The organism is Streptomyces sp. NBC_01294 (assembly GCF_035917235.1).
Lineage (GTDB): Bacteria > Actinomycetota > Actinomycetes > Streptomycetales > Streptomycetaceae > Streptomyces > Streptomyces caledonius.
This window is the reverse complement of the sequence record NZ_CP108423.1, coordinates 5116617-5141171: the sequence shown is the minus strand read 5'-3', so window position 1 is coordinate 5141171 and position 24555 is coordinate 5116617. Positions and strand designations below refer to the sequence as shown.

Genomic DNA, 24555 nt, shown 5'->3' with positions numbered 1-24555 from the left:
GGGCTCTGCCCGGACCCGCGCCTCAAACGCCGGCGAGGCTGAAGGATCGGGGCTCCGCCCCGGACCCCGCTCCTCAAACGCCGGAGGGGCTGGAATGGCCGGGCCGATCCAGCCCCGCCGGCGATTGAGGCGGTCTTTCAAGCCCCGCCCAGGAGGTCCGTGCGGGTGTGGGACTCGTACACGGTGAGGAGGGTGGACAGGGCGGGCTCGTCCAGGGGGGCGTAGCTCCCGGCAGGGGTGCGGTGCCAGACCGGGTCCGGGCAGCGGAAGCCCTCGCGGCGGAGGGAGACCCGGTGGATCTTGTTCGTCGCCGTGACCGGCATCGCCGGGACGATCCGGACGTACCGCGGGGACATCTTCGTGCCCAGGTCCGGCTGGAGGGAGAGGAACCTCGTGAAGGACGACGGGTCGAACACCGCGCCGTCCCGGAGGGAGACCGCCGCCATGACCTGGTCCCCCGACACCTCGTCCGGGACCCCGTAGACGGCGACCGCCGCCGCGTCCGTCCAGCGGGCCAGGATGTTCTCGATCACCGCCGCGGCGAGGTTCTCGCTGTCGACCCGGAGGCGGTCGTCCGTGCGGCCCGCGAAGTAGAGGAAGCCCGCCGCGTCGCGGAAGAAGAGGTCTCCCGTCCAGTACCAGCCGCCCCGCGTGCGGTCGGCCTCCGCGTCCGGGTTGCGCCAGTACCCCTCGAACAGGCTGCGGCCCCGGTTGACCAGTTCGCCGATCGCGGCCGAGCCGTTGAGCAGGCGGCCGTCCGGGGCGAGGAGCGCGGGCGGGCACTCCTCCCCCGTCTCCGGGTCGATCACCGCCAGGTCGTCCCCCGCGCCCGCCCGGCCCAGCGCGCCCGGCGGGGTGTCCGGGGTTCGCTGGACGGAGGCGCCGCCCTCGGTGGCGCCGTAGCCCTCCACCAGCCGGACCCCGAACCGCTCGGCGAAGCGCGCCGCATCGACCGCCCCGGCCTCGGTGCCGAAGCCGAGCCGCAGGGTGTGCGCGCGGTCGTCGGGGCGGGGCTCGGTGGCCAGGAGGTACTGGATCGCCCGGCCGACGTAGGTGAAGTAGGTGGCCCGGTACGCCCGTACGTCGGCCAGGAACGCGGAGGCCGAGAAGCGCCGGCGCAGCGCCACCGCGGCGCCGCCGACGAGCGCGGGGAGCCAGTCGGCGATGACGGCGTTGCCGTGGAAGAGCGGCATGCAGATGTAGTGGACGTCGTCCGGCACGACGGAGAACTGACGGGCGAGTGCACCGCCCGCCGCCGCGAGGCGGCCCTGGGTGCAGAGGGCGGCCTTGGGGGCGCCGGTGGAGCCGGAGGTGAAGTAGAGGAGGAGGCGGGAGTCGGGGGCGGGCGGGCGCAGGGCTGCTTCGCCGGGCTTGGCGGCGGCGTACGGGGCGAGCAGGGCCTCGTACGCCTCGGTGCCGGTGACCAGGATGCGTACGCCGGGCAGGTCGAGGCCGCGCAGCAGCGGCAGGTGGGCGCGCTCGGTGATCAGGAGCCGGCAGTCGGTGTGCAGGATGTCGCGGGCCAGCTCGGGGCCGCGCCGGGTGGGGTTGATCCCGGCGACGGCGGCCCCCGCGAGGGCCGCCGCGCCGAGCCAGAAGGGGAACTCGGGGGTGTTGTCGAGCAGGACCCCGAGGTGCGGCTCGGCCCCCGGGGGCATGAGGTCGACGAGGAGCGCGGCGCGCGCGGCGGCCGCCTGGGCGGTCCGGTGGTGGGTGAGCACGCCGTCCGCGTGCATCAGTCCGGGCCGGTGGTCGCCCCATTGGCGCGCTATGAGCTCCGCGACGGTTTCGGGTGCAGTCGTCGTCCGCATGCCGCCGGAGGGTAGCTGACGTTCCGTCAGAACTGAACGTCAGAGCAGGCGTAGAAGGCCATCGGGGTGTCGTTGACGGTCCAGACGGCGAGGATCAGGTGCCGGCCCGACTTGCCGCTCGGCATGGCGCCCTGGTGGACGGTGGTCATGGCGGGGCGGGCGCCGTTGTAGGCGACGGTGAGGAAGGGCTGGGGGTCGAGGTCGGCGCGGGTGAGGGCCTTGCCGCCGGTCCAGCCGTTCTTGGTGACGTAGTACTTGAAGTCGGTGGTGGAGTGGTTGGCGGTGAACTGCCACCGGAAGCCGTAGCTCTGGCCACTGGTCACCTTGGTGGTGGGCCAGGCGCCGCCGCGCGGGTTGTCGAGCTCGGCGAACTGCGGGAGGCCTGCCGAACATATCTTGCCGTCGGCGGGGCCGGCGGCCGGGAACCCCTTGAAGCCCTCGACGCTCTGCGGCTCCCACTGGATCGCGCCGCAGTCGGCGACGGCCCGGTTGGCGCAGAGCTTCTGGCGGCTGATGGGGGTGTCGGTGTAGCCGTGACTGCTGGCGCTGGGGGCGCCGAGGAGGGTGATTCCGGCGACGAGGCCGAGGCCGAGCGCGGCGACGCCGGCCCGTCCGGGCATGCGGATGTTACGCATGATGCTCCTTGAACGTGGGGGGAGTTCGGCGAGAGCGCGCGCTGCGTGTGCGTGTACGTGCGTGAGCGTGCACGTGGGTGTGCACGTGGGTGTGCGTGTGGGTGTGCGTGTGGGTGTGCGTGTGGGGATTAGGTCTAGACCAAGTCCCAGACTATGGACGAGAGTTGGCCATGTCCATACCAAAGAGGGAACGGGTGGTCCGGTTCATTCCGGCCACCCGTTCCCGTTGTCCTCGTGGTGCTGTTCAGAGTGTCGCGCGAGGCACGCGAGGCATCAGCGCATCAGCGCATCAGGGGCATCACTCGGGGCGCCCGGTGTAGAAGGCGACCGTGAGGTCCTTCACCAGGGCCTTGCGCTCGTAGTCGTCGAGCTCGACCAGCCCGCGCGAGGTCAGCCGGTGGACGGTGTCGTCCACCGCGTCCACGACCGAGCTCAGCACGGAGTCCCGGTGCTTGGCGTCGATCGCCGCGACCCTGCGGCGGCGCATGGCCTCGGCGACCTCGGCGGCGTATTCGATCCGGGTCGGCTGGGCCGAGAACACCTCGATCCCGACGGCCTCGGTCTCGGCCGCCAGCATCCGGGTCAGCGCGTCGCCGACGGCCTCGGCGTCGCGCAGGGTCAGAGCGTCCTCGTGGAAGGCGTCGGCGGGCAGCTGGGACAGTACGCGGGCCATGGCCGATTCGACCTGCTCGGCGAGGTACTCCGTGTGGTCCTCGACGGCGAGGGTGGCCCGGGCCGTGTCCTTGACCTGCCAGACGACCTGGACGACGACCTGGAGGGCGAGGCCGCCGGAGTCCACGGCGGGCATCGGGTCGCTGCGCCAGTGGCGCAGGCGTACGTCGACCCGGCGGCGCAGGAGGAGGGGGCTGACCCAGGTCAGGCCGGTACGGCGGACCGTGCCGCGGTAGCGGCCGAAGAGGGTGAGCACCCAGGCGTGGCCGGCGCGGGCACGCCCGAGGCCGCCGAGCGCGACGAGGGCGACGATGCTGAGGAAGGCGAGCGGGGGCCAGTGGGTGGCGCGCAGGCCCTGGTAGGCGCGGGGGGCCGCGCCGAACGCGGCCAGGAAGGGGGCGGGGACGGCCCCGGCCCGCCAGAGCACGGCCGTGCAGCCGGCGAGGGCGATCCCGCCGACGGCCACGGCGACCCAGCCGGGCAGCACCGGGCCGCGGTGCTCACGGAGCCGGTCGTCGCCGCGGGGGACGCGGCGGCCGGGGGCGGGGCGGGGGGTCCTGCCGCCTGCGGCGGGCCCGGCGGTGGGGGTGGGGGCGGGCATGCGGTGCGGCTCCCCGCGGAAGGGTAGGTGCACGGGCACCTCGGTCACGGCGGCGCCGCGTGGCCGCCCGAGGCGGGGGGTGTCCTGGAGGTGGCCCCCCTCCGCCGGCTTGTCCAGACCGCGCGCCACGGCCTGAGCAACGATCTCGACCACCCCGGGCCCGGGCACCCCGGCCTGAGCTCCGCCAGCGGGCTCGGCCTGGGTTCCGGCCGCGGGCACGGTTCCGGCCTTGGGCACGCGAACGGCCTGGGTTCCCGGCTCGGGCTGGGTTCCGGTCCCCGGGAGGGGCTCGGCCATGGCTCCGGCCTTGGCCTCGGGCCGGGTTCCGGCCTCGGGTACGCGAACGGCCTGGGTTCCGGCCGCGGGCCGGGTTCCGGGCACGGGCACGGTCTGAGTTCCGGCCTCGGGCACAGGCACGGCCTGGGTTCCGCGCGTGGGCTCGGGCACGGTTCCGGCCGCGCGCACAGGTACGGCCTGGGCTCCGGACCGGGCCTTGGGCTCGGTTCCGGCCGCGGGCTCGGGTGCCGCCCGGGGGTCGGCCTCGGGGTGGGGCCCGGCGTCGAGGGCGGCCTCCGGCTCGTGCGCCGACTCCGGGCGGGAGTGCTGCGGGTGCGCTGCGGCGGCCGCGGGGGCGCCGCTCCGCAGGCGCAGGGTGGCCACTCCGGGGTGGGCCGCCTCGTCCTGCGGGTGCGGGATGTCCAGGCCCGCGATGCCCTGCGGGTCGGGGCCCTGGCCACCCGTGTTGTACGTGCCGTGCGTGCCGTGGCCGGCCGAGGCGTAGGCCGGCTCGGCCTCGCACTGGGACCGCGCCGCGGGCACCTCGGCCTGCGCCTGCCGATGCTCAGCCGCGGGCTCCGGCACCACCGCCCGAGCCGTAGCGACGCCCTCGACCTCGTGCACCGCCGGGCGGGACGAAGCCTGCGCCGAGCGAACGGCCGGTGCCGCGAGCTCCGCCGCCTGGGCCCCCGCCTGCGTCGGGCGGACGGTCGGCGCCGGGACCTCGGTCTTCTGAGCCTCCGCCCAGGGCGAAGCCACCGCAGGGCGGACGGCCGACACGGAGGGCTCGGGCGCCGGCGTCGAGTGGGCGGCCGACGTCGCGAACTCGGTCTGCTGCACCGCAGCGCGGGACGAAGCCTGCGCCGGGCGAACCGCCGACGCGGCGGGCTCCCCCTCCCGTGTCGGACGGACGGTCGGCGCCGCGACCTCGGCCTCTTGCACCGCCGCGCGGGGCGACGCATGCGCCTGGCCTACGGGCTGCTGCGCAGGCTCCGGCTCCTGCGTCGGACGACCGGTCGACGCGTCGAACTCCCGCACCGGCGTCACCGACCAGGGCGAAGACTGCGTCGGGCGGCCGGTCGAGGCCGGGTCCTCGGCCTGCTGCGCCGCCGCCCAGGGTGATGCCTGACCCGGACGGACCGTCGACGCCGCAGGCTCGGACGCCCGCGCCGCGACCTCGGTCTCCTGCGCCTGGCGTACGGGCTGCTGCCCGTGCTGCGACTCCTGTGCCGCCGACCGCGGCGGAGCCTGTGCCGGGCGAACGGCCGAGGCCGTGGGCTCCGGCTCTTGCGCCATCGGCCGGGTCTGCGTGTGCGTCGGCCGAGCGGTGGATGCCGCGGGCTCCGGGTCATGGACCGCCGAGTGGGCCGGAGTCTGCGGGCGGACGGTCGGTGCGTAGGGATCGGGCGCCGCCGCCCAGGAGGAAGCCCGCGCCGGGTGGACGGTCGCCGCCGGCCACGGAGTCCGCGCCGGGGGCGCGGGCTCCGGTGCCGCCGAGCGGGGCGCCTGCACCGGGTGGGCGGCTGATGCGGCGGGCCGGGGCGCCGCCGAACGCGGCGGGTGGGCGGGCGTCGAGGCCCAGGAGGACGTGGCCGCGGCCCAGCCGAACGAGGTCTCGGCCGTCGGGGTGCTCGGCCCGGCCGCACCGCGCGGTGCGGCGACGGCCGGGCGGGCCGCAGGTGCCGCGGCCGGGCCGAAGCCGACGCCCGCGGCCCGCGCCGGGTGTGCCGTCGGAACCGTCCCGGGGTCCGGGCGGGACGCCGGCACCGGCGCCGCCGCCCAGACACCCTGGCGGGACGCGGGCGCGGGCGCTGCCGTCCACGTGCCCGGTCGGGGTGCGGGCGTGGGGGTCGGGGGCGCCGTGGCGGTTGTCGCTGTCCGGGCGGTCAGCGGCGGTACGCGGAGGGTGCCCGTCGTCGAGGTGGTGTGCGTGGGGAACATCGTTACCTCCGTCATGCGAACAGCCGGCGCCAGGTTTCCGGGCCCGGGTAACCGTTGGCCGAGGCGCCGCGCCAGCCCTGCGCGCGCTGGAAGGCCTCGACGTTGCGGCGGTCGGCCTCACCCCAGCGGGGGCCCGGACCGGATGTGTAGTACTTGCCGAAGCCCTTCTTCACCAGCTGCCGGCCCAGGGCCGCGACGGCCGGGTGCGACTGGCCCGGGCGGAACACCGCGGCGCCCGGGTAGGCCCGGACACCGCCCGGCCCCGGCGCCGGCGGCGGCGCCGTGCCCACCGTCGGCGGGATGTTGTTGCCCTGCTTCTGGACGAGCAGGCGCCAGGTGTGCGCGCCGGGGATGCCGTCGGCGTCGGCGCCCGCCCAGCCCTGCGCGTGCTGGAAGGCCTGGGTGGCGAGCTTGTCGTGCTCGCTCCACGTCCGGTCGGCCACGCCCTTCGGGTAGAAGCGGTACGCGCCGCGCTCGATCAGCATCCGGCCCAGCTGGGCCACGTGGTCGTTCGTCGCGCCGGGAGCGAACTGGGCCGCGCCGGGGAAGACCGTCACGTCCCCCGGCTTCGGGCCCGCCGCCGGCGGCTCGGCACCCGGGACGGCCGGAACACCGGGGACCTCCGGAGCGACGGGTACGACGGGAACGACGGGAGTGGTCGGAACGATCGGAACGGTCCCGCTCGTCACCCCGTTGAACCGGTACGGGAGGTACTTCGTCGCGTTCTCCCAGTACCCGTAGGGCGTGGCCAGCTTCCGCGTGTGGGGGCGCGTCTGCTCGTAGGCGACGTAGTGCGTCCGCGTCTCGTCGACCCAGCCGCCGAAGATGACCACGTGCGAGCCGTTGTTGGGGTCCGCCGGGTTGTGGAAGAGCAGCATGTCCCCCGGCAGCAGCTCCTCCTTGGTGATCTTCGTGGCGAATGCGTCGAGGCTGCCGGTCCACTCGTTCGAGCCGAGGTTCCAGGCCATGGAGACGTAGCCCGAGCAGTCCTGCCGGTAGCCGTCCGTGAAGTACGTGGACATGCTGTAAGGGACCTTCGCGTCCAGCCACAGCTTCGCCCGGTTGATGATCGTCGTCCGGTCGATCCGCTTCACGGCGCCGGGGTTGGCGGGGGCTCCGGGCTGACCGACCGGGCCGCCCTTCGGGCCGTGCAGCGGGGTCCGGCCGCCCTGCGGGGAGCCGGGATCGTCCAGCGCCACCGGACCGGGGGTGGGCGTGGGCGCGGGGGTGGTCACGGCCACCGCCGCCCCGCCGCCACCGCCCAGGACCACGCCCGCGGCGGTCGCCAGGACCAGCGCCCGGCGGGCACCGCGCGCGGCCGGGTGCCCCCCGTCCCGAAGCGGTATGGCCCGCGCGCGGGCGAGGGCGCGGCGCCGCTGCGCGCATCCGCGGCACACGCAGTCGCCCGCGGGCTCGTATTCCTCGAAAGCGGGCATCGGCATCTGCACATGCGTCGGAGGCTGCATCGTCATGCGGGTCCGTCCACTCCCCTGCTCGTCCACTGGTCGACCGGCGCCACACCTGATAGCGCATCAGATGTGGACGGCGCAGACATATCGTGCACGATAGACCCCTCAAACATGGGTTAATCGGACAATGCGGGCGTGGCTGGTCACGAGCACCGGTGGAGGTGGGGTAGAGTTTTCCCTGTCAGCAAGCGCCGCTAGCTCAGTTGGTTAGAGCAGCTGACTCTTAATCAGCGGGTCCGGGGTTCGAGTCCCTGGCGGCGCACAGACGGAGGAAGCCCCTCGCAGCGAAAGCTGCGAGGGGCTTCTTCGTTGGTCCCGGTCCGCACGGCACCCGTTCGGCCGCGCCTCCGTGCTTCCGTGCTTCCGCGCCTCCGCGCTAGACCGGCTTGCCCGGGCGGACTCCCACGCCCGTCAGGTAGGCGGATACCACCACGTTCGCCGTGTACTCCTTGGCCGCCTTGTCGTAGGTGCCCCCGCACGTCACCAGCCGCAGCTCCGCACGGCCCCGGACCCGCGGACCGTACGCCTTGTGCGCGTCGAAGGCCGCCCGCTCGTAGACCCGTACGTCCTCGATCGTGAACTCGGCGACCGAAGCGTCCGCCCGCACCACCCGCACCTTGTCGCCCGGCTGCGCCGAGCTCAGACCGTAGAACACCGCCGGCTTGGACCGGGTGTCCACGTGCCCCACCATCAGCGCGGTCCCGGCCGTCCCCGGCTGGGCGCCCTTGTCCCACCAGCCCACCGTGCCCGGTCGGTCGTACGGGGGCGGCTCGATCGCACCGTCCTTGTCCAGGCCCCGGGGGATCACCGGGGCCTGGATGCCTATGGAGGGCACGTCGACGCGCTGTGGCAGGGCGGCGCCGAGCGGGGCGTGCGCGGCCGGCAGCCCCGGGCCCACCGCCCCGCCGGCCTGACCGTCGAGCGGGGCCGGCGCCACGGTGAGCTGGCGGCCCCACAGCCACAGCCCGAGCACCAGCACCGACCAGGCGGCGAAGGTCAGCAGCCGGCCGCCGGCAGGGGTCTTGCCCTCACTCACCACTGCGGCGGCGGCGCAGGGCCAGCGCCCGGCCCGCGACGGCCAGGGTGGCGACCGCGGCGAGGATGGCGCCGATCACCGTGTGCGGCAGGCCCGGACCGTCGTCGGCGTGCTTCTTCTCCGCGACGGTGACCGGCTTGCCCTTCTCCGCGAGTTCGGCGGCCATGCCACCGCCGCCCGCGTGGACCGGCCAGACCGGCGAGGCGTGGTGGGAGGGGTGGCGGTACGGGGAGATCTGGACGGAGCCGCTGATCTTCTCGTGGCCGTCGCACCTCACCCGGACGGAGTGCCAGCCGGGCGAGGCGTGCGAGCTGATCGTCGCCTCGCCGTAGAGCGGACTGCGGCCGCCGTCGCGGCCGTGGAGGTCGACGTTCGACACGAAGACGGAGGACTTGGCCTCCCCCCGGGTTCCCTCGCACCCCTGGACGCGCAGCTTGACCTGCGATCCGGGGTGGGCCGGGTCAGGCTCGACCGCGATGCTGCCGCGGCCCCGGTCCTCCTCGCCCGCGAGGGCGGTGGACGCGGACACTACGGAGAATGCCGCCAGGGCGACGGCCACCCCGGCGGCGCGGACAGCGATCGGAACACTGCGCATGGTGAACCTCCTCGACAAGGAGATTCACGCGCGGCGCGCCGCTCCGCATCCGGAACGACGCCGTACGTGTCAGCCGTACGCCCCAAACGCGGTACGCCCCATCGGCCGTACGCGCGTCAGACGAGGTCGATGAGATCCGCGATCGAGTCGACCGTCCTGGTCGGGCGGTACGGGAACTTCTCCGTGTCCTGGACGCTGGTCAGACCGGTGAGGACGAGGAAGGTCTGCATGCCCGCCTCCAGGCCGGCCAGCACGTCGGTGTCCATCCGGTCGCCGATCATCGCGCTGGTCTCCGAGTGCGCGCCGATGGCGTTCAGGCCGGTGCGCATCATCAGCGGGTTCGGCTTGCCGGCGAAGTACGGCTGCTTGCCGGTCGCCTTGGTGATCAGTGCGGCGACCGCGCCGGTGGCCGGGAGCGGGCCCTCGGTGGAGGGGCCGGTCTCGTCGGGGTTGGTGCAGATGAAGCGCGCGCCCCCGTTGATCAGGCGGACCGCCTTCGTCATCGCCTCGAAGCTGTACGTCCGGGTCTCGCCCAGGACCACGTAGTCGGGCTCGTGGTCGGTCAGGATGTAGCCGATGTCGTGCAGGGCGGTGGTCAGACCGGCCTCGCCGATGACGTAGGCCGTGCCGCCCGGGCGCTGGTCGTCGAGGAACTTCGCGGTGGCCAGCGCGGAGGTCCAGATGTTCTCGACGGGGACGGCCAGACCCATGCGGGACAGGCGGGCCTGGAGGTCGCGGGGGGTGTAGATGGAGTTGTTGGTCAGCACCAGGAAGGGCTTGCCGGACTCGCGCAGCCGCTTGATGAAGGCATCGGCGCCGGGGATCGGGGTGCCCTCGTGGATGAGGACCCCGTCCATGTCGGTGAGCCAGGATTCGATCGGCTTGCGCTCTGCCACTGGACTGCTCTCCGCTCTCGGTGGCCGGTGACTACCGAACCGGCCCCTGACCACCGAATTCTGATCCTCTGATCTGTGAACCGTGCACGGTGAACGTGCACTCCGAACACTCTGACCTCTGGTCTGTACCACCCTATCGGGACCGGGCCGTGGACGTCCTGGCCGTCCACAGCCCGGACCGGGAGGGCCGGGATCAGCCCAGGCGGACGTTGTCGACGGTCCAGTACCAGTTGTTGTTCCCGCTGTAGCGGAAGCGGATCTGGACGTCGGTGGCACCGGCCGGGACCTGGAGCGCGAGGGACTCGGTCTTGGCCACGGCGTCGGCGGTGTAGGACTTCACCACGGTCGGGGCGGCGCCGTTGTAGGAGACCAGGACCTGGGCGGTCTGGCCTGCCTCCTGGCGGTAGTGCGTCTGGTAGGTCAGGGTGCGCGTGCTGCCGCCCGTGACCGCCCACTTGGGGGTGATCAGGGTGGAGTCGAAGGTGCCCGTGTGGCTCTTGTCGTCCCACTCGTCGGAGTCGGCGACGGCGAAGACGTCACGGGAGCGGACGTTCAGCTCGCGCCACTGGTCGCGCTGCGCCTGGCTCCAGAACTCGTCGGTCGCGAAGGCCCAGCCGGCCCACTCGGTGACGCCGCCCGTGCCCATCCCGGAGTTGTCGACGGACCAGCCGGCGGGCGGGGTGTGCGTGAAGCCCTTCGTCCCCGCCGGGATGCCCGTCTCGTCCACGCGGGCCTGCAGGTTCGGGCGCAGGGTGTCGAAGGGGTCGGCGTCCGGGGCGTCCAGCGGGACGCCGTCGAGGCCGGAGCCGCTGACACCGACCTGGGCGAGGGCGGTGGCGGCCACGTCGACCAGCTTCACGTCGTCGCGGACGGAGCCGGCCGGGATGCCCGCGCCCTTGGCGATGACGAAGGTGCCGCGCTCCTGGATGGTCGAGCCGCCGTGGCCGCCGGAGTTGGTGTGGCCGTGGTCGGTGGTGACCAGGACCTTCCAGTTCTCCTGGGCGTACGTCGGGCGGTTCTGGACGGCGGTCAGGAGCTGGCCGATCAGCTTGTCCACGCGGCCGACGGCGTCGAGGTACTGCTGGCTGGCGGCGCCGTGGGAGTGGCCGGCCACGTCGATCTCGCCGAGGTAGACGAAGGCGGCGTCCGGGTTCTGGCCCTGCAGCTCGGCGGCGGCCGCGGCGGCGATCTTCGGGTCCTCCTTGCCGTAGCCGTCGCGGTCGCCCTTGAGGGAGAGGCGCTTGTCGACCTTGGGGGAGAAGATCGGGCCGTTCTGGTCGGTGGAGGTGATGGGCTCCCAGTCGGCGGCCGCGTACGTGTTGAGCGCCGGCTTGGCGTTCTCGATGCGGGTCAGGAAGTCCGGGTACGCGGTGTAGTTCTTGCCGTTGAAGGAGTTGTCCTTCACTCCGTGCTTGTCGGGCCAGACTCCGGTGGCGATGGTGGACCAGCCGGGGCCCGAGGAGGTGGCGGCCATCGGGTTGGCGTAGAGCGTGCTGCGGGCGGTCAGGCCCTGGGCCATCAGGCCCTGGAGATATGGCGCGTTGGCGACCTTGACGCGGTCCAGGACGGCGCCGTCGATGCCGATGACGAGGACCTTGTCGGTGGTGGCGGCCGCGTCAGCCGCGTCAGCGGCTCCGGCGGGGGTGGCCGCGACGGTCGCGGCGAGCAGGGCGGTGGCGGTGGCCGTCGCGGCGATGACGCGTCGTCCGGGCAGGGCAGGGGACACGCACTCCTCCTGGGAGCAAGTGAGCGGCGAAAGGTACGGGACGGGATCAGGGATCAGGGTTCCGGGTCCGGGGTCTGGGTGCCGGTCCCGGTCCGGGGTCCGGGTCCGGACCGAAGGTGCGGTCTTCGGTCCAGACCCGTTATTCGAGCGTCACTCTGCCGGGCGTGGGTGGCCAGGAAGTAACCGGTCAGCTTCCGGTTGCCGACTTCCACGCGTCGACGTAAGCGGTGAGGTTCTCGCCGATGTCCGACCAGTTCGGCTCGAAGATCTCGACGCCCGACATGATCTTCGTGAGTTCGACGGCGTTGGCGTCGGTCGGCTTGACGTCGGTGCGCGCCGGGAAGCCGCCGCCGACCTCGCTGACCAGCTTCTGGGCCTCCTCGCTGAGCAGGTGGTCGAGGAGCTTCTTGCCGTTCTCGGTGTGCGGGGCCTTGTCGACCAGGCCGGCCGCGTACGGCAGGGCGAAGCTGGTGGGCTTGCCGCCGTCCTTCGCCGGGAACCAGATGCCCAGGTTCGGCATGGACTTGGACTGCGCGAAGTTCATCTGGACGTCGCCGTTGGCCACGAGCAGCTCGCCCTTGTCCGTCTTCGGCGCGAGCTTGCTGGTGGAGGAGGACGGGCCGACGTTGTTGGCCTGGAGCTTCTTCAGGTACTCCATCGCCGGCTCCTTGCCGCCGAAGTCGTGCATCGACTTGATGAGGACGGCGGTGCCGTCGCCCGCGACGCCCGGGGTGGAGTACTGCAGCTTGCCCTTGAACTTGGGGTCCAGCAGCTCCTCCCAGGTCTTGGGGGCCTGGGCGAGCTCCTTCTTGTTGTAGATGAAGCCGAAGTAGTTGTTGACGACCGAGGTCCACTTGCCGTCGGTGGCCTTGTCCGCGCCGCTGACCTTGTCGGAGCCCTGCGGCCGGTAGGCCTGGAGCAGGCCCTTGCCGTCGGCCTGCTGGATGAAGGGCGGCAGGGTGATCAGTACGTCGGCCTGGGTGTTGGTCTTCTCGCGGACGGCGCGCTGCACCATCTCGCCCGAGCCGCCCTCGACGTACTTGACCTCGATGCCGGTCTTCTTGGTGAAGTCGGCGAAGACCTTGTCGTACCAGCCGTCGCCCTTCTCGCTCTTGAGGCCGTCGGCGCTGTAGACGGTGACGATCTTCTCGCCGCTCCGGGAGTCGGAGTCGGCGGAGGAGGAACCGCCGCAGGCGGTGAGGGAGGCGGTGAGGGCGAGGCCGCCGGTGACGGCGGCGGCGGTGCGGATCAGGGGCGTGCGGATCAGGGGCGTGCTGGGCATGGAACTTCCTCACGGGAAAGGGGAGTCAGCGGGGGTGTGCCGGGATCAGCAGCTACCGGCGGGGATCAGCGGTACGGGGCTTCGGCGGTACGGCCTTCAGCGGTACGAGGCCTTGGTGCGGATGCGGGAGACGGCCAGGAGGACCAGCAGGGTGGCGGCCATCAGGACCACGGCGACGGCGGAGCCGCTGAAGAGCGAGCCGCGGTCGGTGGCGGTGAAGATGCGGACCGGGAGGGGCATCCAGTCCGGCGGGTAGAGCATCATCGTGGCGCTCAGCTCGCCCATGGACAGGGCGAAGCAGAGCCCGGCCGCTGCCGTGAGCGAGGGCAGCAGCAGGGGGAGCCTGACCCGCCAGAGCACGTACGCGGGGCGGGCGCCCAGGGAGGCCGCCGCCTGCTCGTACGCCGGGTCGAGCCGCACGATCGCGGCCGAGACCGACTGGTAGGCGAACGCCGTGACGAGGATCGTGTGTGCCAGGACGACGATCGACCCGGTGCCGTTGAGCAGCACCGGCGGCCGGCTGAACGCGACGAGCACGGCGAGGCCGACGACCACCGACGGCACGGCGACGGGCAGCATGAACAGCGCGTCCAGGGACCGCTTCCCGCGCTTCTTCAGCGTGGCGGCGGCCAGCGCGGCCCAGGTGCCGACGGTGAGCGCGAGGAGGCCGGCGGCGAGGGCGGTGACCAGGCTGGTGGTCAGGGCCTGGAGGAATTCGCCCCGCACGGCGGAGGCGTAGTTCCCGGCGGTGGGGCCGGAGGGGAAGGCCCCGGACCAGTGGGTGGCAAAGGAGGCCGCGACCACGACGAGCAGCGGCAGCGCGAAGAGCGGCAGGAAGAGCAGGCCGAAGAGGCCCCAGGCGGCCCAGCGGCCGGTCTTGCTATGCACCAGCACGCTTGCTCACCACCCGGTAGAGGCCGAACAGGCCGACGGAGATCACGATGTTGACGACGGCGACCACGCAGGCGGCCGCGTAGTCCGATTCGAGGATGGCCTTGCCGTAGATGAGCATCGGGAGGGTCGTGACGTCCTTGGCGCCGGTGAACAGGACGATCCCGAACTCGTTCAGGCACATCACGAGGACGAGGCTGCCGCCCGCCGCGAGGGCGGGGAGTGCCTCGGGAAGGATCACCTGCCGCACGATCCGGGCGGGCCGGGCGCCGAGTCCCGCGGCGACCTCCAGCTGGGCGGTGTCCAGCTGGGAGAAGGCGGCGAGCAGGGGGCGCATGACGAAGGGCGTGAAGTAGGTGATCTCCGCGAGGAGGACGCCCCAGAGGGTGGAGAGGAAGTGGAAGGGGCCGTCCGCGGCGCCGGTGACGTCGGTCCAGACCCCGTTGGCCATGCCCACCGTCCCGTAGATGAAGAGGAGGGCGAGGGTGACGAGGAAGGAGGGGAAGGACAGGAACACGTCGATGAACTTCGCGACGGCGCGGGCCCCGGGGAAGGGCACGAAGGCGATGATCAGCGCGAGCACGAAGCCGAGCACGAGACAGCCGGCGGTCGCCCCGACGGCCAGCCAGACGGTCGTCCCGAGGGCCTCCCGGAAGGCGGAAGAGGCGAACACGGAGCGATAGGCGTCGAAGGCCCCGCCACCGCCCTCGGGAGTGAACGACTGCTGCACGACCAGCCCGAGCGGATACAGGAACCCCAGCACGAGCACGAGGACGGGCGGCAACGCCCACAGCCAACGGCCGGTCCGCCCCTCCGCCTGGGCCGATTCCAGCCCCGCCGGCGTTTGAGGCGCGGGGTCCGGGGCGGAGCCCCGATCTTTCAGCCCCGCCGGCGTTTGAGGCGCGGGGTCCGGGGCGGAGCCCCGATCTTGAGCCGGCGCTGCGGCCCGCCGCGTGACCTCAGCCATCCGACACCCCCGCGGCCAACAGCACCGCGTCCCGCGGCTCGAAGCACAACGTGACCCGGTCCCCCAGCGCCGGAGTCTCCCGCAGCTCGGGAACGTCCGCCTTCACCCGGTGCCCGTCGACGTCGACGTACAGCCGGTGCGTCGACCCGCGCCACTGCACCTCGGCGATGGTGCCGCTCAGCGCGTTGGGCCCGGCCCCGGTCCCGAGGCCGAGCAGGTGCGGCCGTACGCACAGCGTGGCCGTGGAGCCCGGCGCCGCCCGCCCGCGGTCGAGGATCAGCTCGCGGCCCTCGAAGACCGCCCCGCCCTCGGCCACCGTCACCGGCAGCAGGTTCGCGTTGCCGACGAACGAGGCGGTGAACTCGGTTCGCGGCGCCCGGTACAGCTCCTGCGGGGTCCCGCAGTCCTGCAGCCGGGCCTTGTCCATGACGGCGATCCGGTCGGCCAGGGTGAGCGCCTCGACCTGGTCGTGGGTGACGTACAGGATGGAGACGTCGGGCAGTTCGCGGTGCAGGCGGGCCAGTTCGGCGAGCATCCCGGAGCGCAGCTGCGCGTCGAGCGCGGACAGCGGCTCGTCCAGCAGGAGGACGCCCGGGCGGATGGCGAGGGCGCGGGCGATGGCCACGCGCTGCTGCTGGCCGCCCGACAGCTCGCGCGGGTAGCGCCGGGCGTAGGCCGCCATCCCCGTCATCTCCAGGGCCTCGGCGACCCGGCCGGGGATCTCGGCCTTCGGCGCCTTCTGGGCCCTGAGGCCGAAGGCGACGTTGTCCTCGACCCGCATGTGCGGGAAGAGCGCGTACTGCTGGACGACCATGCCGATGCCGCGCTTGTGCGGCGGGAGGGCGGTGACGTCCCGGCTGCCGATCAGCACCCGGCCCGCGACGGGCCGTACGAAACCGGCGACCGCGCGCAGGGCCGTGGTCTTGCCCGAACCGGAGGGCCCGAGCAGCGCCATCACCTCGCCGGGTTCGACGGTCAGGTCCAGACGGTCCAGGACGGTGTTGCCGTCGTAGGCGACGCTGACCCCGTCGAAGCGGATGCCGCTCACGACGACTCCGCGGGGACGGCGGGAGCGGCGGGGACAGCAGGGGTGGCGCGAACGGCGAGGACGGCGGGGAGTTCGGCGACGGAGCCGAGGACGTGGGTCGCGCCGTGGGCCGTCAGCGCCGCGCGGTCGTGGGCGCCGGTGAGGACGCCCGCCACGATCCCGGCGCCGGCGCGCCGGCCGCTGAGCATGTCGTAGGCGGTGTCGCCCGCGACCACGACGTCCCGTACGTCGGCCACGGCGCCGGTACGCAGGAACGCGGTCAGCACCATGTCCGGGAAGGGCCGGCCGCGGCCGCCCGCGTCGGCGGGGCACAGGGTCAGGTCGGCGAGGTCCTGCCAACCGAGGGCGTCGAGGATGGCGTCCTGGGTGATCCGGGCGAAGCCGGTGGTCAGGACGACGGTGCGGCCGTCGGCGCGGAGTTGCTCGATCGCGGCGCGGGCGCCGGGCAGCGGGACGACGAGGCCGCCGTCGACGAGATCCCCGTACGCCTCCTCGAAGGCGGAGTTGGCGCGCTGGGCGAGGTCCTCCGTACCGAAGAGGTGGCGGAAGACGGAGATCTTGGATTCGCCCATGGTGTCGAGGACGTACCGGAGCTTCTCGGCGTGTTCGGGGGTGCCGGGCTCGACGCCGAGGCGCACGGCGGCGCGCTCGAAGGCACGCTCGACGAGGCCGCCGTCGGCGACGGTGGTGCCGGCCATGTCGAGGACGATCAGCCTGCGACTGTCGGTCGTGCCGGTCGTATGAGTCGTGCCGGTTGCGCCGGTCGTGTCGGTTGCGCCGGTCGTGTCGGTTGCGCCGGTTGCGTCGGTCGTGTCGGTCATCTGACTTACCAGCCCAGTTCGTTCGCGGTGGTCTCGGCTATGGCGGGCGAGCAGGTCATGCCGCGTCCGCCCGGTCCGGTCACCAGCCAGACGCCGTCGGCCACCTGCTGGCGGTGGACGACGCGGGTGGTGTCGGTGCACTGCGCGTACACGCCGGCCCAGCGGTGCCGGATCTTCGGCAGCGGGCGGCCGAGGAACGACTCGACCACCTCGGTGAGGTGCTCGTAGGGCTCTTCGAGGGTGTCGAAGGCGAAGGGGTGCTCGTACTCGTGGGTGTCGCCGATCGTCAGCCCGCCGTCCTGGCGCTGGACCATCAGCAGCTGCATCTTGTGGGCAGCGGCGATCGGCGCCTGGGCCTGGGCGACGTTCAGGTCGTCGAGGGCCGCGGACTGGTAGGCGGGGTAGTAGCGGAAGCTGTCGGCGTCCGCGATGGACGTGGTGAGCTCCTCGCCGAGCGGGGCGGTCTGCATCATCTGGAGCCGGACGCGGCGCACGGGCAGGTCGGGGACCAGTTCGCGGACCAGGCCGGACAGCCAGGCTCCGGTGGCGAGGACCACCGTGTCGCCGCGGTGGACGTCGCCGTGGTCGTCGCGGACGGCGCCGGGGCCCACCACCTCGCGGACTTCGCGGCCGGGGAGGAAGGTGTAGCGGCCGTTCGCCTTGGCGCGCAGGGCCTCGCGGAGGTGGAGCTGTGCGGTGCGCGGTTCGACGGCCGCGTCCCGCTCGCACCACAGGGCGGCCTCGAAGGCGCCGCGCAGGGCCGGGTTGATCTTCCGCGCCTGGTCGGCGGTGACCAGTTCGTAGCCGCGGGCGGCGGCATCGGAGCGGGCCACGGCCGCCTCGGCGACCGCGTACTCGCGGGGATTGCGTACGGGGGTGAGGGAGCCGATGGCGCGGAAGCCCAGGCCGGGCACCTCCGCGCCGATGCGCTCCCAGAGCTCGCGGGCCCGCAGGGCGGTGTCGAGCTCCTCGCCCCCGGCCCGTCCGCTGACCCAGATCTGGCCGAAATTGCGCAGTGACGCGCCGCGGGCCTCGGCCTCTCGCTCGATCTGGACGACCTCGTGGCCGCGTTCGACTGCTTGCCAGGCGTGCATGGTGCCGACCACGCCGCCTCCTACGACTATGACTCTCACGCCGTCAACGGTCGGCGCGGTCCGTGACCCGGGGGGATCCGTCCGGCGACGTGCCGGTGAACGACCCTCGACACTTGGACTAGACCCGTTATCATTCTGTGACATCAAGGCGCCCCTTAATGGCCGATACGGTGGGATTCGCTTGCGGCGGTTCGCCTATTCGGCCCGCAGACGGGTCGTGAAGCTGAACCGGTCACCACGGTAGAGCGAACGCACCCGTTCCAGGGGCCGGCCGTCCTGATCCCGCGAGAAGCGGTGGATGAGCAGCATGGGGAGGGCCGGCGGAGTGCCGATCAGCAACGCTTCGCGGGGGGTCGCCAGGACCGTCTCCAGCTTCTCGTCGGCTTCGCCGAAGGAGATGCCGAGGCTGTCGCGGAGGTACCCGTAGAAGGAGGAGTCCGGCTGGAAATCACTGTTCAGGCGGGGGGCCCGGGCCACCCGGATGTACGTGCTCTCCAGGCCGACGCGCTCGTCGTCGGCCAGCAGGACCCGCTCCAGGTGCCAGACGGGCTCGCCGGGCTCGGCGCCGATGCCGGGGGCGAGGTCGGGCGGGCAGGGGAACTCCTCCAGGCCGATGAGGTGACGGCCCGGGCGGCGCCCCTGACGGCGTACGCCCTCGGTGTAGCTGGCGAGGGAGAGCGGCTGCTCCAGCTTCGGTCCGGCGACGACGGTCCCCCGGCCGGAACGGCGCAGCCGGCCCTCCAGCAGCAGCTCGCGCAGGGCCTGGCGGACGGTCTCGCGGGACACCTCGTACCGCTCGGCGAGATCACGCTCGGTGGGCAGCACGCCACCCTCGCCGAGCTCGTCGAGGAGACCGGAGATCCGGGCCTTGACGGCGTAGTACTTGGGGATGCGGCCGTGCTCGGGAATGCCGGAACGCACGGGTGAGCCGGGGCGGTGACGCGGGGTCTGTTCTTCCACGGTGGGACTCTATGCGGGGCGGTGGAAGGGACGGACGGGCCGTAGGGGCATGCGCGGCGCCGACTGGGACGGGCCGAGATCAGCGGGCGAGATCAGCGGGCCGAGACCAGCGGGCCGAGATCAGCGGTTGCGGTTCGTCATCAACGAACATCGATTCGCCATCAACGAACAAGGGAACGACGACGCAGGCGGCGGGCGCCCAGCAGGAATCCGCCGCCCACGGCGAGGGCGGTCACGGCGCTCGCGCCGTACACCCACTCGCGGAGGCCGGTGTGGGCGAGCGAACCCGCCTCGACCGGATCCTCCGGACGCTCGACGGAGAAGCGGTACCCGCCGGCCTCGCCGATCCACTCGCCGTCGTCGCCCTTGCGCTGGACGAGGGCGGCGTCGGCGACGACCTCGCCGGTGGGGGCGTCGTCGGAGAAGGCGAGCCCGACCCTGACCGTCAGGGAGCCGCCTGCGCCGACGGTGAAGCCGGGGAAGGCGTCGCCGCCGTCGAAGACGGCGATGATCTCGTCGCGGTCGCTGTGCTCCAGGCTGGCGGGAAAGGTGCCGCCCGGTGCGTCGAACTCCATCCGCAGGTGGGCGGGGCGCAGTGTGCGGGCCTTGTCGGTCAGGACGACGACGGGGTGGATGGCCGTGCACTTGGAGTTGGTGGTGTTGGTCAGGTCCAGGTACCAGGTCTGCGGCTCGCCGCCGGTCCGGTACACGGCGGGGCCGCCGCGGATGCGTGCCCCGATGGGGAAGGCGTGGCTCTTCCCGTCGCCGCAGGTCGCCTCCGCGCGCGACGGCAGCGCGGGGGCGGGGCGGCCGCCGCCGGCACCGATGTCCGCACCGGCCGTGGGGGCGGTGGCGGCGACCAGGGCGGCGGAGAGGACGGCGGTGAGGGCAAGGGCTTTGCGCAGTCGCATGGAAGACCTTCGCTGCTCGCCGGACGGGACGATGATCGGACCAGGTGACAATCACCCCGGCCCTGCCCGCACCCTGCCACGCACCCGCACCCTCTCACCGCACACCACGCCTGAGTTGTTCCGGTTTACGCCTGATCGGTGTAGGGGTCAAGCCCGTCACTCATGCCCGTGCACACCCACCCACCACACTCACTCCACCCGCCGGGCCCATTCCAGCCCCGCCGCACACCCTCCAGCCCCCGCCGCACACACTCCAGCCTCGCCGGCGTTTGAGGCGCGGGGTCCGGGGCGGAGCCCCGATCTTTCAGCCCCGCCGGCGTTTGAGGCGCGGGGTCCGGGGCGGAGCCCCGATCTTTCAGCCCCGCCGGCGTTTGAGGCGCGGGGTCCGGGGCGGAGCCCCGATCTTTCAGCCCCGCCGGCGTTTGAGGCGCGGGGCCCGGGGGCGGAGCTCCCGGCAACGGCGCCGCACCCTCACGCCCGGCATCATCCACCCGCACGCCCGAACAAAGACGCCAGCACCAGCTCCGCCGCCCCCTCCGCCACACCGGCCCCCGCCAGCCCGACCACAGGCCGCGCCGGGTCCAGCGCACGGGTCGCGAGAACGGCCCGAACCCCGGCCACGAAGACCTCCGGCGCCGCCGCCACCACCCGCCCGCCGAGCAGCACACGGTCCACGTCCAGCAGCGCGACCAGGTTGGCCGCACCCTCCCCCAGGATCCGCGCCGCCTCGGGAAGATCACCTCGAGCCACCGCCGCCAGGCACAGCACCTCCACACAGCCCCGCGCCCCGCACCGGCACGGCGGGCCGTCCAGCAGGAGCACCTGGTGGCCGAACTCCCCGGCCGCCGAGCGGGCACCCCGGTAGACCCCACCGGCGAGCCACAACCCCGCGCCGAGCCCGGTCCCGACGTGCAGGTACACGCAGGTGTGGGGCCCGCCGACATCCGCATCCGCATCCGGCCCGGCATCCGCGTCACGCCCGACATCCGCATCCGCATCCGCATCCGCATCCGCATCCGGCCATGCGGCCCGGAGCCACGCCCCGGCGGCCGCGGCCGCACCGGCGTTCGTGTCCTTGTCCAGCAGCACTGGCAGGCCCAGCCGCCCCTCCAGCACCCCCCGCAGCGGAAAGCCCTTCCAGCTCGGGAACCCCGTCACCCGCCCCATCACCCCGGCCCGGTGGTCGAGCGGCCCCGGTGCGACCACCCCGACGCCCAGGAGCGGCGTCCGGCCCGGGTCTCCGACCCGCGCGACCGCCCGTACGACCACCTCCACCGCCGCCTCCGGCCCGGCCCCGAAGTCCAGCGGGCCACTGCTCTCGGCGACGACGCGGCCCGCCAGGTCCACCCGTACCGCCCGGAGCCCGTCGCGGTCCAGGTGCACTCCGACCGCGTGACGGACGTCCGGCATCAGCCGGAGCAGGGTGCGCGGCTTGCCGCCCGTGGACGCCGCGCGGCCGGCCTCCGCGACCAGCCCGTCCGCGCCGAGCCGTGCCGTGATCTTGCTGACGGCCTGCGGGGTGAGCCCCGTACGCGCCGCGAGTTCGGTGCGCCCCAGGCCCACCGGTCCGGCGCCGCGCAGCAGGTCGAGCAACAGCGCCTCGTTGTACCCGCGCAACGCCGGCAGGTTCGCCCCGCCACGACTCTCCCCGCTACCCCTGTTCACCCGCCCATTGTCCACCTTCCTTGCACTTCGGCAACACTGTTGCCAAAGTGGTCCCATGAGCACCTCCGCCCCCTCCGCCTGCACCGCCCCCACCGCACCCACGGCACCCACGGCACCCCTCCGCGTCGGCCTCATCGGCTACGGACTCGCCGGTTCCATTTTCCACGCCCCCCTCGTGGCCGCCACGGACGGACTCGTCCTCGACACGGTCGTGACCTCCGCCCCGACCCGGCAGGCCCAGGCCCGCACGGAGTTCCCCGACGTCCACATCGCCGCCACCGCCGACGAGCTGTGGGACCGGGACCTCGACCTGATCGTGATCGCCTCCCCCAACAAGACGCACGTCCCGCTCGCGACCACCGCCCTCGAAGCCGGCATCCCCGTGGTCGTGGACAAGCCGATCGCCGCCACCGCCGCCGAGGCCCGCGCGCTCGCCGCCCTCGCGGACCGCAGCGGAACGTTCCTCTCCGTCTTCCAGAACCGCCGCTGGGACAACGACTTCCTCACCCTGCGCCGCCTCATCGCCGAAGACGACCTCGGCGAGATCCAGCGCTTCGAGTCCCGCTTCGAGCGCTGGCGCCCGCAGCTGAAGGGCGGCTGGCGCGAGTCGGGCGCCCCGGAGGAGGTCGGCGGTCTGCTGTACGACCTCGGCAGCCACGTCGTGGACCAGGCCCTGGTGCTGTTCGGACCGGCCGTACGGGTCTACGCGGAGACCGACGCCCGCCGCCCGGGCGCCGAGACCGACGACGACACCTTCCTCGCCATCACGCACGCGAACGGGATCCGCTCCCACCTCTACGTCAGCGCGACCACCGCCCAGCTGGGACCGCGGCTGCGCGTCCTGGGATCGCGGGCCGGCTACGTCAAGTACGGCCTCGACCCGCAGGAGGGCGCCCTCAAGGAGGGGCTGCGGCCGGACGGGGACCTGCCCTGGGGCGAGGAGCCCCCGCATCTGTGGGGGCGGGTGGGCTCGGGCGAGTCCCCGCTGACCGGCGGCGGAACGCCGGTGCCGACCGAGCAGGGCGACTACCCGGCGTACTACGCCATGGTGGCCGCCGCCCTCCGCGAGGGCGGGCCCAACCCGGTCACGGCACACGAGGCCGCGCACTGCCTCGACGTACTGGAGGCGGCCCGCAAGTCGTCCCAGGAGGGCGTGGTGGTGGAGATTCCCGCCACAGTGTCCGATTCGGCCTGAAAATCGGGGCATTCGAGGCCGGTGATCGTTCCATAAGTCCGGGAACGACAAGTCCGGCAACGAGAAACCGTCGGCTGAGGGCTGAGAGGGCTGAGGGCTGAAGGCTGAGCACACCACGCGCAGGTGGAAGGGGCGGGGCTGCCGGTGGCAGCCCCGCCCCTTCCGTATCCGCATCCGTCCCCGTTACGCGCTCTTGAACTCCTGGCGCTGACGGCCCAGGCCCTCGATCTCCAGCTCCACGACGTCACCGGCCCGCAGGTACGGCTTCGGCTCCGGCTGGCCCATGGCCACTCCGGCCGGCGTACCGGTGACGATGACGTCGCCCGGGTACAGGGTCATGAAACGGCTCAGGTACCGGACGACCTCGCCGACCGGGAAGATCTGGTCCGAGGTGTTCCCGTCCTGCTTGAGCTCGCCGTTGACCCACAGCTTCACGTCCAGGACCTGCGGGTCCGGGACCTCGTCGGCGGTGACCAGCCAGGGGCCGAGCGGGGTGAAGGTCTCGCAGTTCTTGCCCTTGTCCCAGGTGCCGCCGCGCTCGATCTGGAACTCGCGCTCCGAGACGTCGTTGACCAGTACGTAGCCGCCGACGTGCGCGAGGCCCTCCTCGGCGGAGTCCAGGTAGCGGGCGGTGGCGCCGATGACGACGCCGAGCTCGGCCTCCCAGTCGGTCTTCACGCTGCCGCGCGGGATCAGCACGATGTCGTCGGGGCCGCCCACGGTGTCCGCGGCCTTGAGGAACAGGATCGGCTCGGCCGGCGGCTCCGCGCCGATCTCCGCCGCGTGCCCGAAGTAGTTCAGCCCGATGCCCACGACCTTGCCGATGCGACCGACCGGCGCACCGATCCGCAGCCCTTCGGCGCCCAGGACCGGAAGCTCGCCGGACGCGGCCGCGTCCCGTACCCGGGACAGCACAGCGTCGTCGGCGAGCAGGCTGCCGTCCACATCCGTGATCACGCCGGACAGGTCACGCAGGGTCCCGTCCTGGTCGAGCAGCGCGGGGCGCTCCGACCCGACGGGTCCGACACGCAGCAGCTTCATGGGCATTCTCCCGTGGTCGTGGGTGGTCGGCCCATGGGCGTGCCGCGGGCCGGCCGATGGGTTGCGGCCATCGGAGGATTGGTTGATCCTCCAAGAAGTCCGCCCAATCCGCAAGACCCTGTTCACAGACTGGAACGCACGCCTCCGTCGACCTCCCGCTCCGCGCGCTCCTTCTCCTCCGCCCGTTCCTTGCGGTGCTGGAGCCAGATCCGCTCCACGACCGACCACGCGGTGGTGGTCAGCATGTAGAGCCCGGCGGCCAGCGGCAGGACGGCAGCCGTGATCAGCGTCGCGAACGACAGCAGGGGCAGTACGCCGCCCAGCTTCCGCATGACCTCCTGCTGCTCGGCGCTCAACTCGACCACGCCCCCGGCCCCGGCCCCGGCCCCGGCCTTGACACTCGACTTGGCCCCAGGCTTGGTCCCGGCCTTCGCCCCGCCCTTCGCCCCGCCCTTGGCCGCGCCCTTCGCCCCGGCGTTCGTCCCGCCCTTCGTCCCGGCCTTGGCCTTGGCGCCGGCGCGGCCGACCGGCCCGGCCTGGGCGGAGGCGGCGGCAGCAGCAGCCACGGCGGCCGCCCTGCGCCCCCGCACCGCACTCCACGTGGCCACCGCCGCGATCGCTCCGAACAGCCCGAGGAACACCAGCCCCTGCGCCCCGAACAGACCGCCGTCGCCCAGCGCGTCGCTCCACCGCGCCCCCAGCGGCGCGGCGAACAACCGGTGCCCGAGGAGCTCGCCCCCCGAGGTGAAGGCCCGGTACATCAGGAAGAACACCGGCAGCTGCAGCAGGAGCGGCAGCATCCCCGCCACCGGGGTCGCCCCGCGGAAGGCGGCCCGGCTCAGCGGGTACAGGGCGAGCCGTACGAGGACGGTGAACAGCACGATCGCGGCAGCGGTCGCGGACTCGGCCAGCACCGGTTCGAGAAGCCGGCCCAGCTCAGCAACAAGATGGGGGAAAACGGACACGTGGGCCCTCCGAAGGGTCTCGTCGAACGTCGAAAGAACTGCATTTCGGCGTGACGA

19 protein-coding genes, 1 tRNA gene and 1 pseudogene are annotated in these 24555 nt (G+C 73.1%); 2 read left to right on the top strand and 19 right to left on the bottom strand.

Translation table 11 applies throughout. The features are described 5' to 3' along the window. Positions 1–137: 137 nt before the first annotated feature. The 4 genes and pseudogenes from OG534_RS23300 to OG534_RS23285 form a co-directional block, all read right to left on the bottom strand. On the bottom strand, positions 138–1811 hold the full coding sequence (locus OG534_RS23300) for an AMP-binding protein (protein ID WP_326590398.1): 1674 nt from the start codon (positions 1809–1811) through the stop codon (positions 138–140). Positions 1812–1837: 26 nt separating this feature from the next. Further along, positions 1838–2431, bottom strand: a complete 594-nt coding sequence (locus tag OG534_RS23295) for a lytic polysaccharide monooxygenase auxiliary activity family 9 protein (protein ID WP_326593777.1) — start codon at positions 2429–2431, stop codon at positions 1838–1840. Between the two features lie 313 nt (positions 2432–2744). Beyond that, positions 2745–3788: pseudogene (locus OG534_RS38715) on the bottom strand (SPFH domain-containing protein); the annotation flags it as partial. A 2159-nt stretch (positions 3789–5947) separates the two neighbouring features. Further along, on the bottom strand, positions 5948–7378 hold the full coding sequence (locus tag OG534_RS23285; protein WP_326593776.1) for a peptidoglycan-binding protein: 1431 nt from the start codon (positions 7376–7378) through the stop codon (positions 5948–5950). A gap of 215 nt (positions 7379–7593) precedes the next feature. On the opposite strand from OG534_RS23285, the gene OG534_RS23280 reads away from it, so the two are divergent. Then, positions 7594–7667: transfer RNA gene (locus OG534_RS23280), tRNA-Lys, on the top strand. 114 nt (positions 7668–7781) lie between these two features. Here OG534_RS23280 and OG534_RS23275 read toward each other — a convergent pair. The 13 genes from OG534_RS23275 to OG534_RS23215 form a co-directional block, all read right to left on the bottom strand. After that, the gene (locus OG534_RS23275) at positions 7782–8441 is read right to left on the bottom strand and encodes a class F sortase (protein ID WP_326590395.1); all 660 of its coding nucleotides are present in this window, start codon (positions 8439–8441) and stop codon (positions 7782–7784) included. Beyond that, positions 8434–9036, bottom strand: a complete 603-nt coding sequence (locus tag OG534_RS23270; protein ID WP_326590393.1) for a hypothetical protein — start codon at positions 9034–9036, stop codon at positions 8434–8436. Before OG534_RS23270 ends, OG534_RS23275 begins: the two co-directional genes overlap by 8 nt. 116 nt (positions 9037–9152) lie before the next feature. Beyond that, positions 9153–9932: an HAD-IIA family hydrolase gene (locus OG534_RS23265; RefSeq protein ID WP_326590392.1), complete on the bottom strand. Its 780-nt coding sequence runs from the start codon at positions 9930–9932 to the stop codon at positions 9153–9155. Positions 9933–10125: 193 nt separating this feature from the next. Then, positions 10126–11658 (bottom strand): alkaline phosphatase family protein, encoded by a 1533-nt coding sequence (locus OG534_RS23260; protein WP_326590390.1) that lies wholly within the window; start codon positions 11656–11658, stop codon positions 10126–10128. Positions 11659–11845: 187 nt separating this feature from the next. Next, the gene (locus OG534_RS23255) at positions 11846–12940 is read right to left on the bottom strand and encodes a 2-aminoethylphosphonate ABC transporter substrate-binding protein (RefSeq protein WP_326590388.1); all 1095 of its coding nucleotides are present in this window, start codon (positions 12938–12940) and stop codon (positions 11846–11848) included. Between the two features lie 96 nt (positions 12941–13036). Further along, the gene (locus OG534_RS23250; protein ID WP_326590387.1) at positions 13037–13834 is read right to left on the bottom strand and encodes an ABC transporter permease; all 798 of its coding nucleotides are present in this window, start codon (positions 13832–13834) and stop codon (positions 13037–13039) included. After that, entirely contained in the window at positions 13821–14798 is a 978-nt protein-coding gene (locus OG534_RS23245) for a 2-aminoethylphosphonate ABC transporter permease subunit (RefSeq protein ID WP_442807135.1), read from the bottom strand. The genes OG534_RS23250 and OG534_RS23245 overlap by 14 nt, the downstream gene beginning before the upstream one ends. Beyond that, positions 14791–15846, bottom strand: coding sequence for an ABC transporter ATP-binding protein (locus OG534_RS23240; protein ID WP_326590385.1), 1056 nt, complete (start codon positions 15844–15846; stop codon positions 14791–14793). Before OG534_RS23240 ends, OG534_RS23245 begins: the two co-directional genes overlap by 8 nt. Next, positions 15843–16667, bottom strand: coding sequence for a phosphonatase-like hydrolase (locus OG534_RS23235; RefSeq protein ID WP_326590383.1), 825 nt, complete (start codon positions 16665–16667; stop codon positions 15843–15845). Before OG534_RS23235 ends, OG534_RS23240 begins: the two co-directional genes overlap by 4 nt. Positions 16668–16672: 5 nt before the next feature. Further along, positions 16673–17800: a TIGR03364 family FAD-dependent oxidoreductase gene (locus OG534_RS23230; RefSeq protein WP_326590381.1), complete on the bottom strand. Its 1128-nt coding sequence runs from the start codon at positions 17798–17800 to the stop codon at positions 16673–16675. 156 nt (positions 17801–17956) lie between these two features. Further along, the gene (locus OG534_RS23225; RefSeq protein ID WP_326590379.1) at positions 17957–18721 is read right to left on the bottom strand and encodes a GntR family transcriptional regulator; all 765 of its coding nucleotides are present in this window, start codon (positions 18719–18721) and stop codon (positions 17957–17959) included. A 161-nt stretch (positions 18722–18882) separates the two neighbouring features. Beyond that, positions 18883–19632, bottom strand: a complete 750-nt coding sequence (locus OG534_RS23220; protein WP_326590377.1) for a hypothetical protein — start codon at positions 19630–19632, stop codon at positions 18883–18885. A gap of 483 nt (positions 19633–20115) precedes the next feature. Then, positions 20116–21297: an ROK family transcriptional regulator gene (locus OG534_RS23215; RefSeq protein ID WP_326590376.1), complete on the bottom strand. Its 1182-nt coding sequence runs from the start codon at positions 21295–21297 to the stop codon at positions 20116–20118. Positions 21298–21352: 55 nt separating this feature from the next. Here OG534_RS23215 and OG534_RS23210 point away from each other — a divergent pair, with 55 nt between their 5' ends. Further along, on the top strand, positions 21353–22492 hold the full coding sequence (locus OG534_RS23210) for a Gfo/Idh/MocA family oxidoreductase (RefSeq protein ID WP_326590375.1): 1140 nt from the start codon (positions 21353–21355) through the stop codon (positions 22490–22492). Positions 22493–22675: 183 nt separating this feature from the next. On the opposite strand, the gene OG534_RS23205 is transcribed toward OG534_RS23210, so the two are convergent. After that, a complete protein-coding gene (locus tag OG534_RS23205; RefSeq protein WP_326590373.1) occupies positions 22676–23533 on the bottom strand; it encodes a fumarylacetoacetate hydrolase family protein in 858 nt (285 codons plus the stop codon). Between the two features lie 122 nt (positions 23534–23655). Then, a complete protein-coding gene (locus OG534_RS23200) occupies positions 23656–24498 on the bottom strand; it encodes a hypothetical protein (RefSeq protein WP_326590372.1) in 843 nt (280 codons plus the stop codon). Positions 24499–24555 lie beyond the last annotated feature (57 nt).

Bases quoted from the DNA above. Each gene is read 5' to 3' on its own strand.
- OG534_RS23205 (WP_326590373.1), bottom strand. From the start codon at position 23,533: ATGAAGCTGCTGCGTGTCGGACCCGTCGGGTCGGAGCGCCCCGCGCTG.
- OG534_RS23285 (WP_326593776.1), bottom strand. From the start codon at position 7,378: ATGCCGATGCCCGCTTTCGAGGAATACGAGCCCGCGGGCGACTGCGTG.
- OG534_RS23295 (WP_326593777.1), bottom strand. From the start codon at position 2,431: ATGCCCGGACGGGCCGGCGTCGCCGCGCTCGGCCTCGGCCTCGTCGCC.
- OG534_RS23270 (WP_326590393.1), bottom strand. From the start codon at position 9,036: ATGCGCAGTGTTCCGATCGCTGTCCGCGCCGCCGGGGTGGCCGTCGCC.
- OG534_RS23300 (WP_326590398.1), bottom strand. From the start codon at position 1,811: ATGCGGACGACGACTGCACCCGAAACCGTCGCGGAGCTCATAGCGCGC.
- OG534_RS23255 (WP_326590388.1), bottom strand. From the start codon at position 12,940: ATGCCCAGCACGCCCCTGATCCGCACGCCCCTGATCCGCACCGCCGCC.
- OG534_RS23235 (WP_326590383.1), bottom strand. From the start codon at position 16,667: ATGACCGACACGACCGACGCAACCGGCGCAACCGACACGACCGGCGCA.
- OG534_RS23210 (WP_326590375.1), top strand. From the start codon at position 21,353: ATGAGCACCTCCGCCCCCTCCGCCTGCACCGCCCCCACCGCACCCACG.
- OG534_RS23245 (WP_442807135.1), bottom strand. From the start codon at position 14,798: ATGGCTGAGGTCACGCGGCGGGCCGCAGCGCCGGCTCAAGATCGGGGC.
- OG534_RS23220 (WP_326590377.1), bottom strand. From the start codon at position 19,632: ATGCGACTGCGCAAAGCCCTTGCCCTCACCGCCGTCCTCTCCGCCGCC.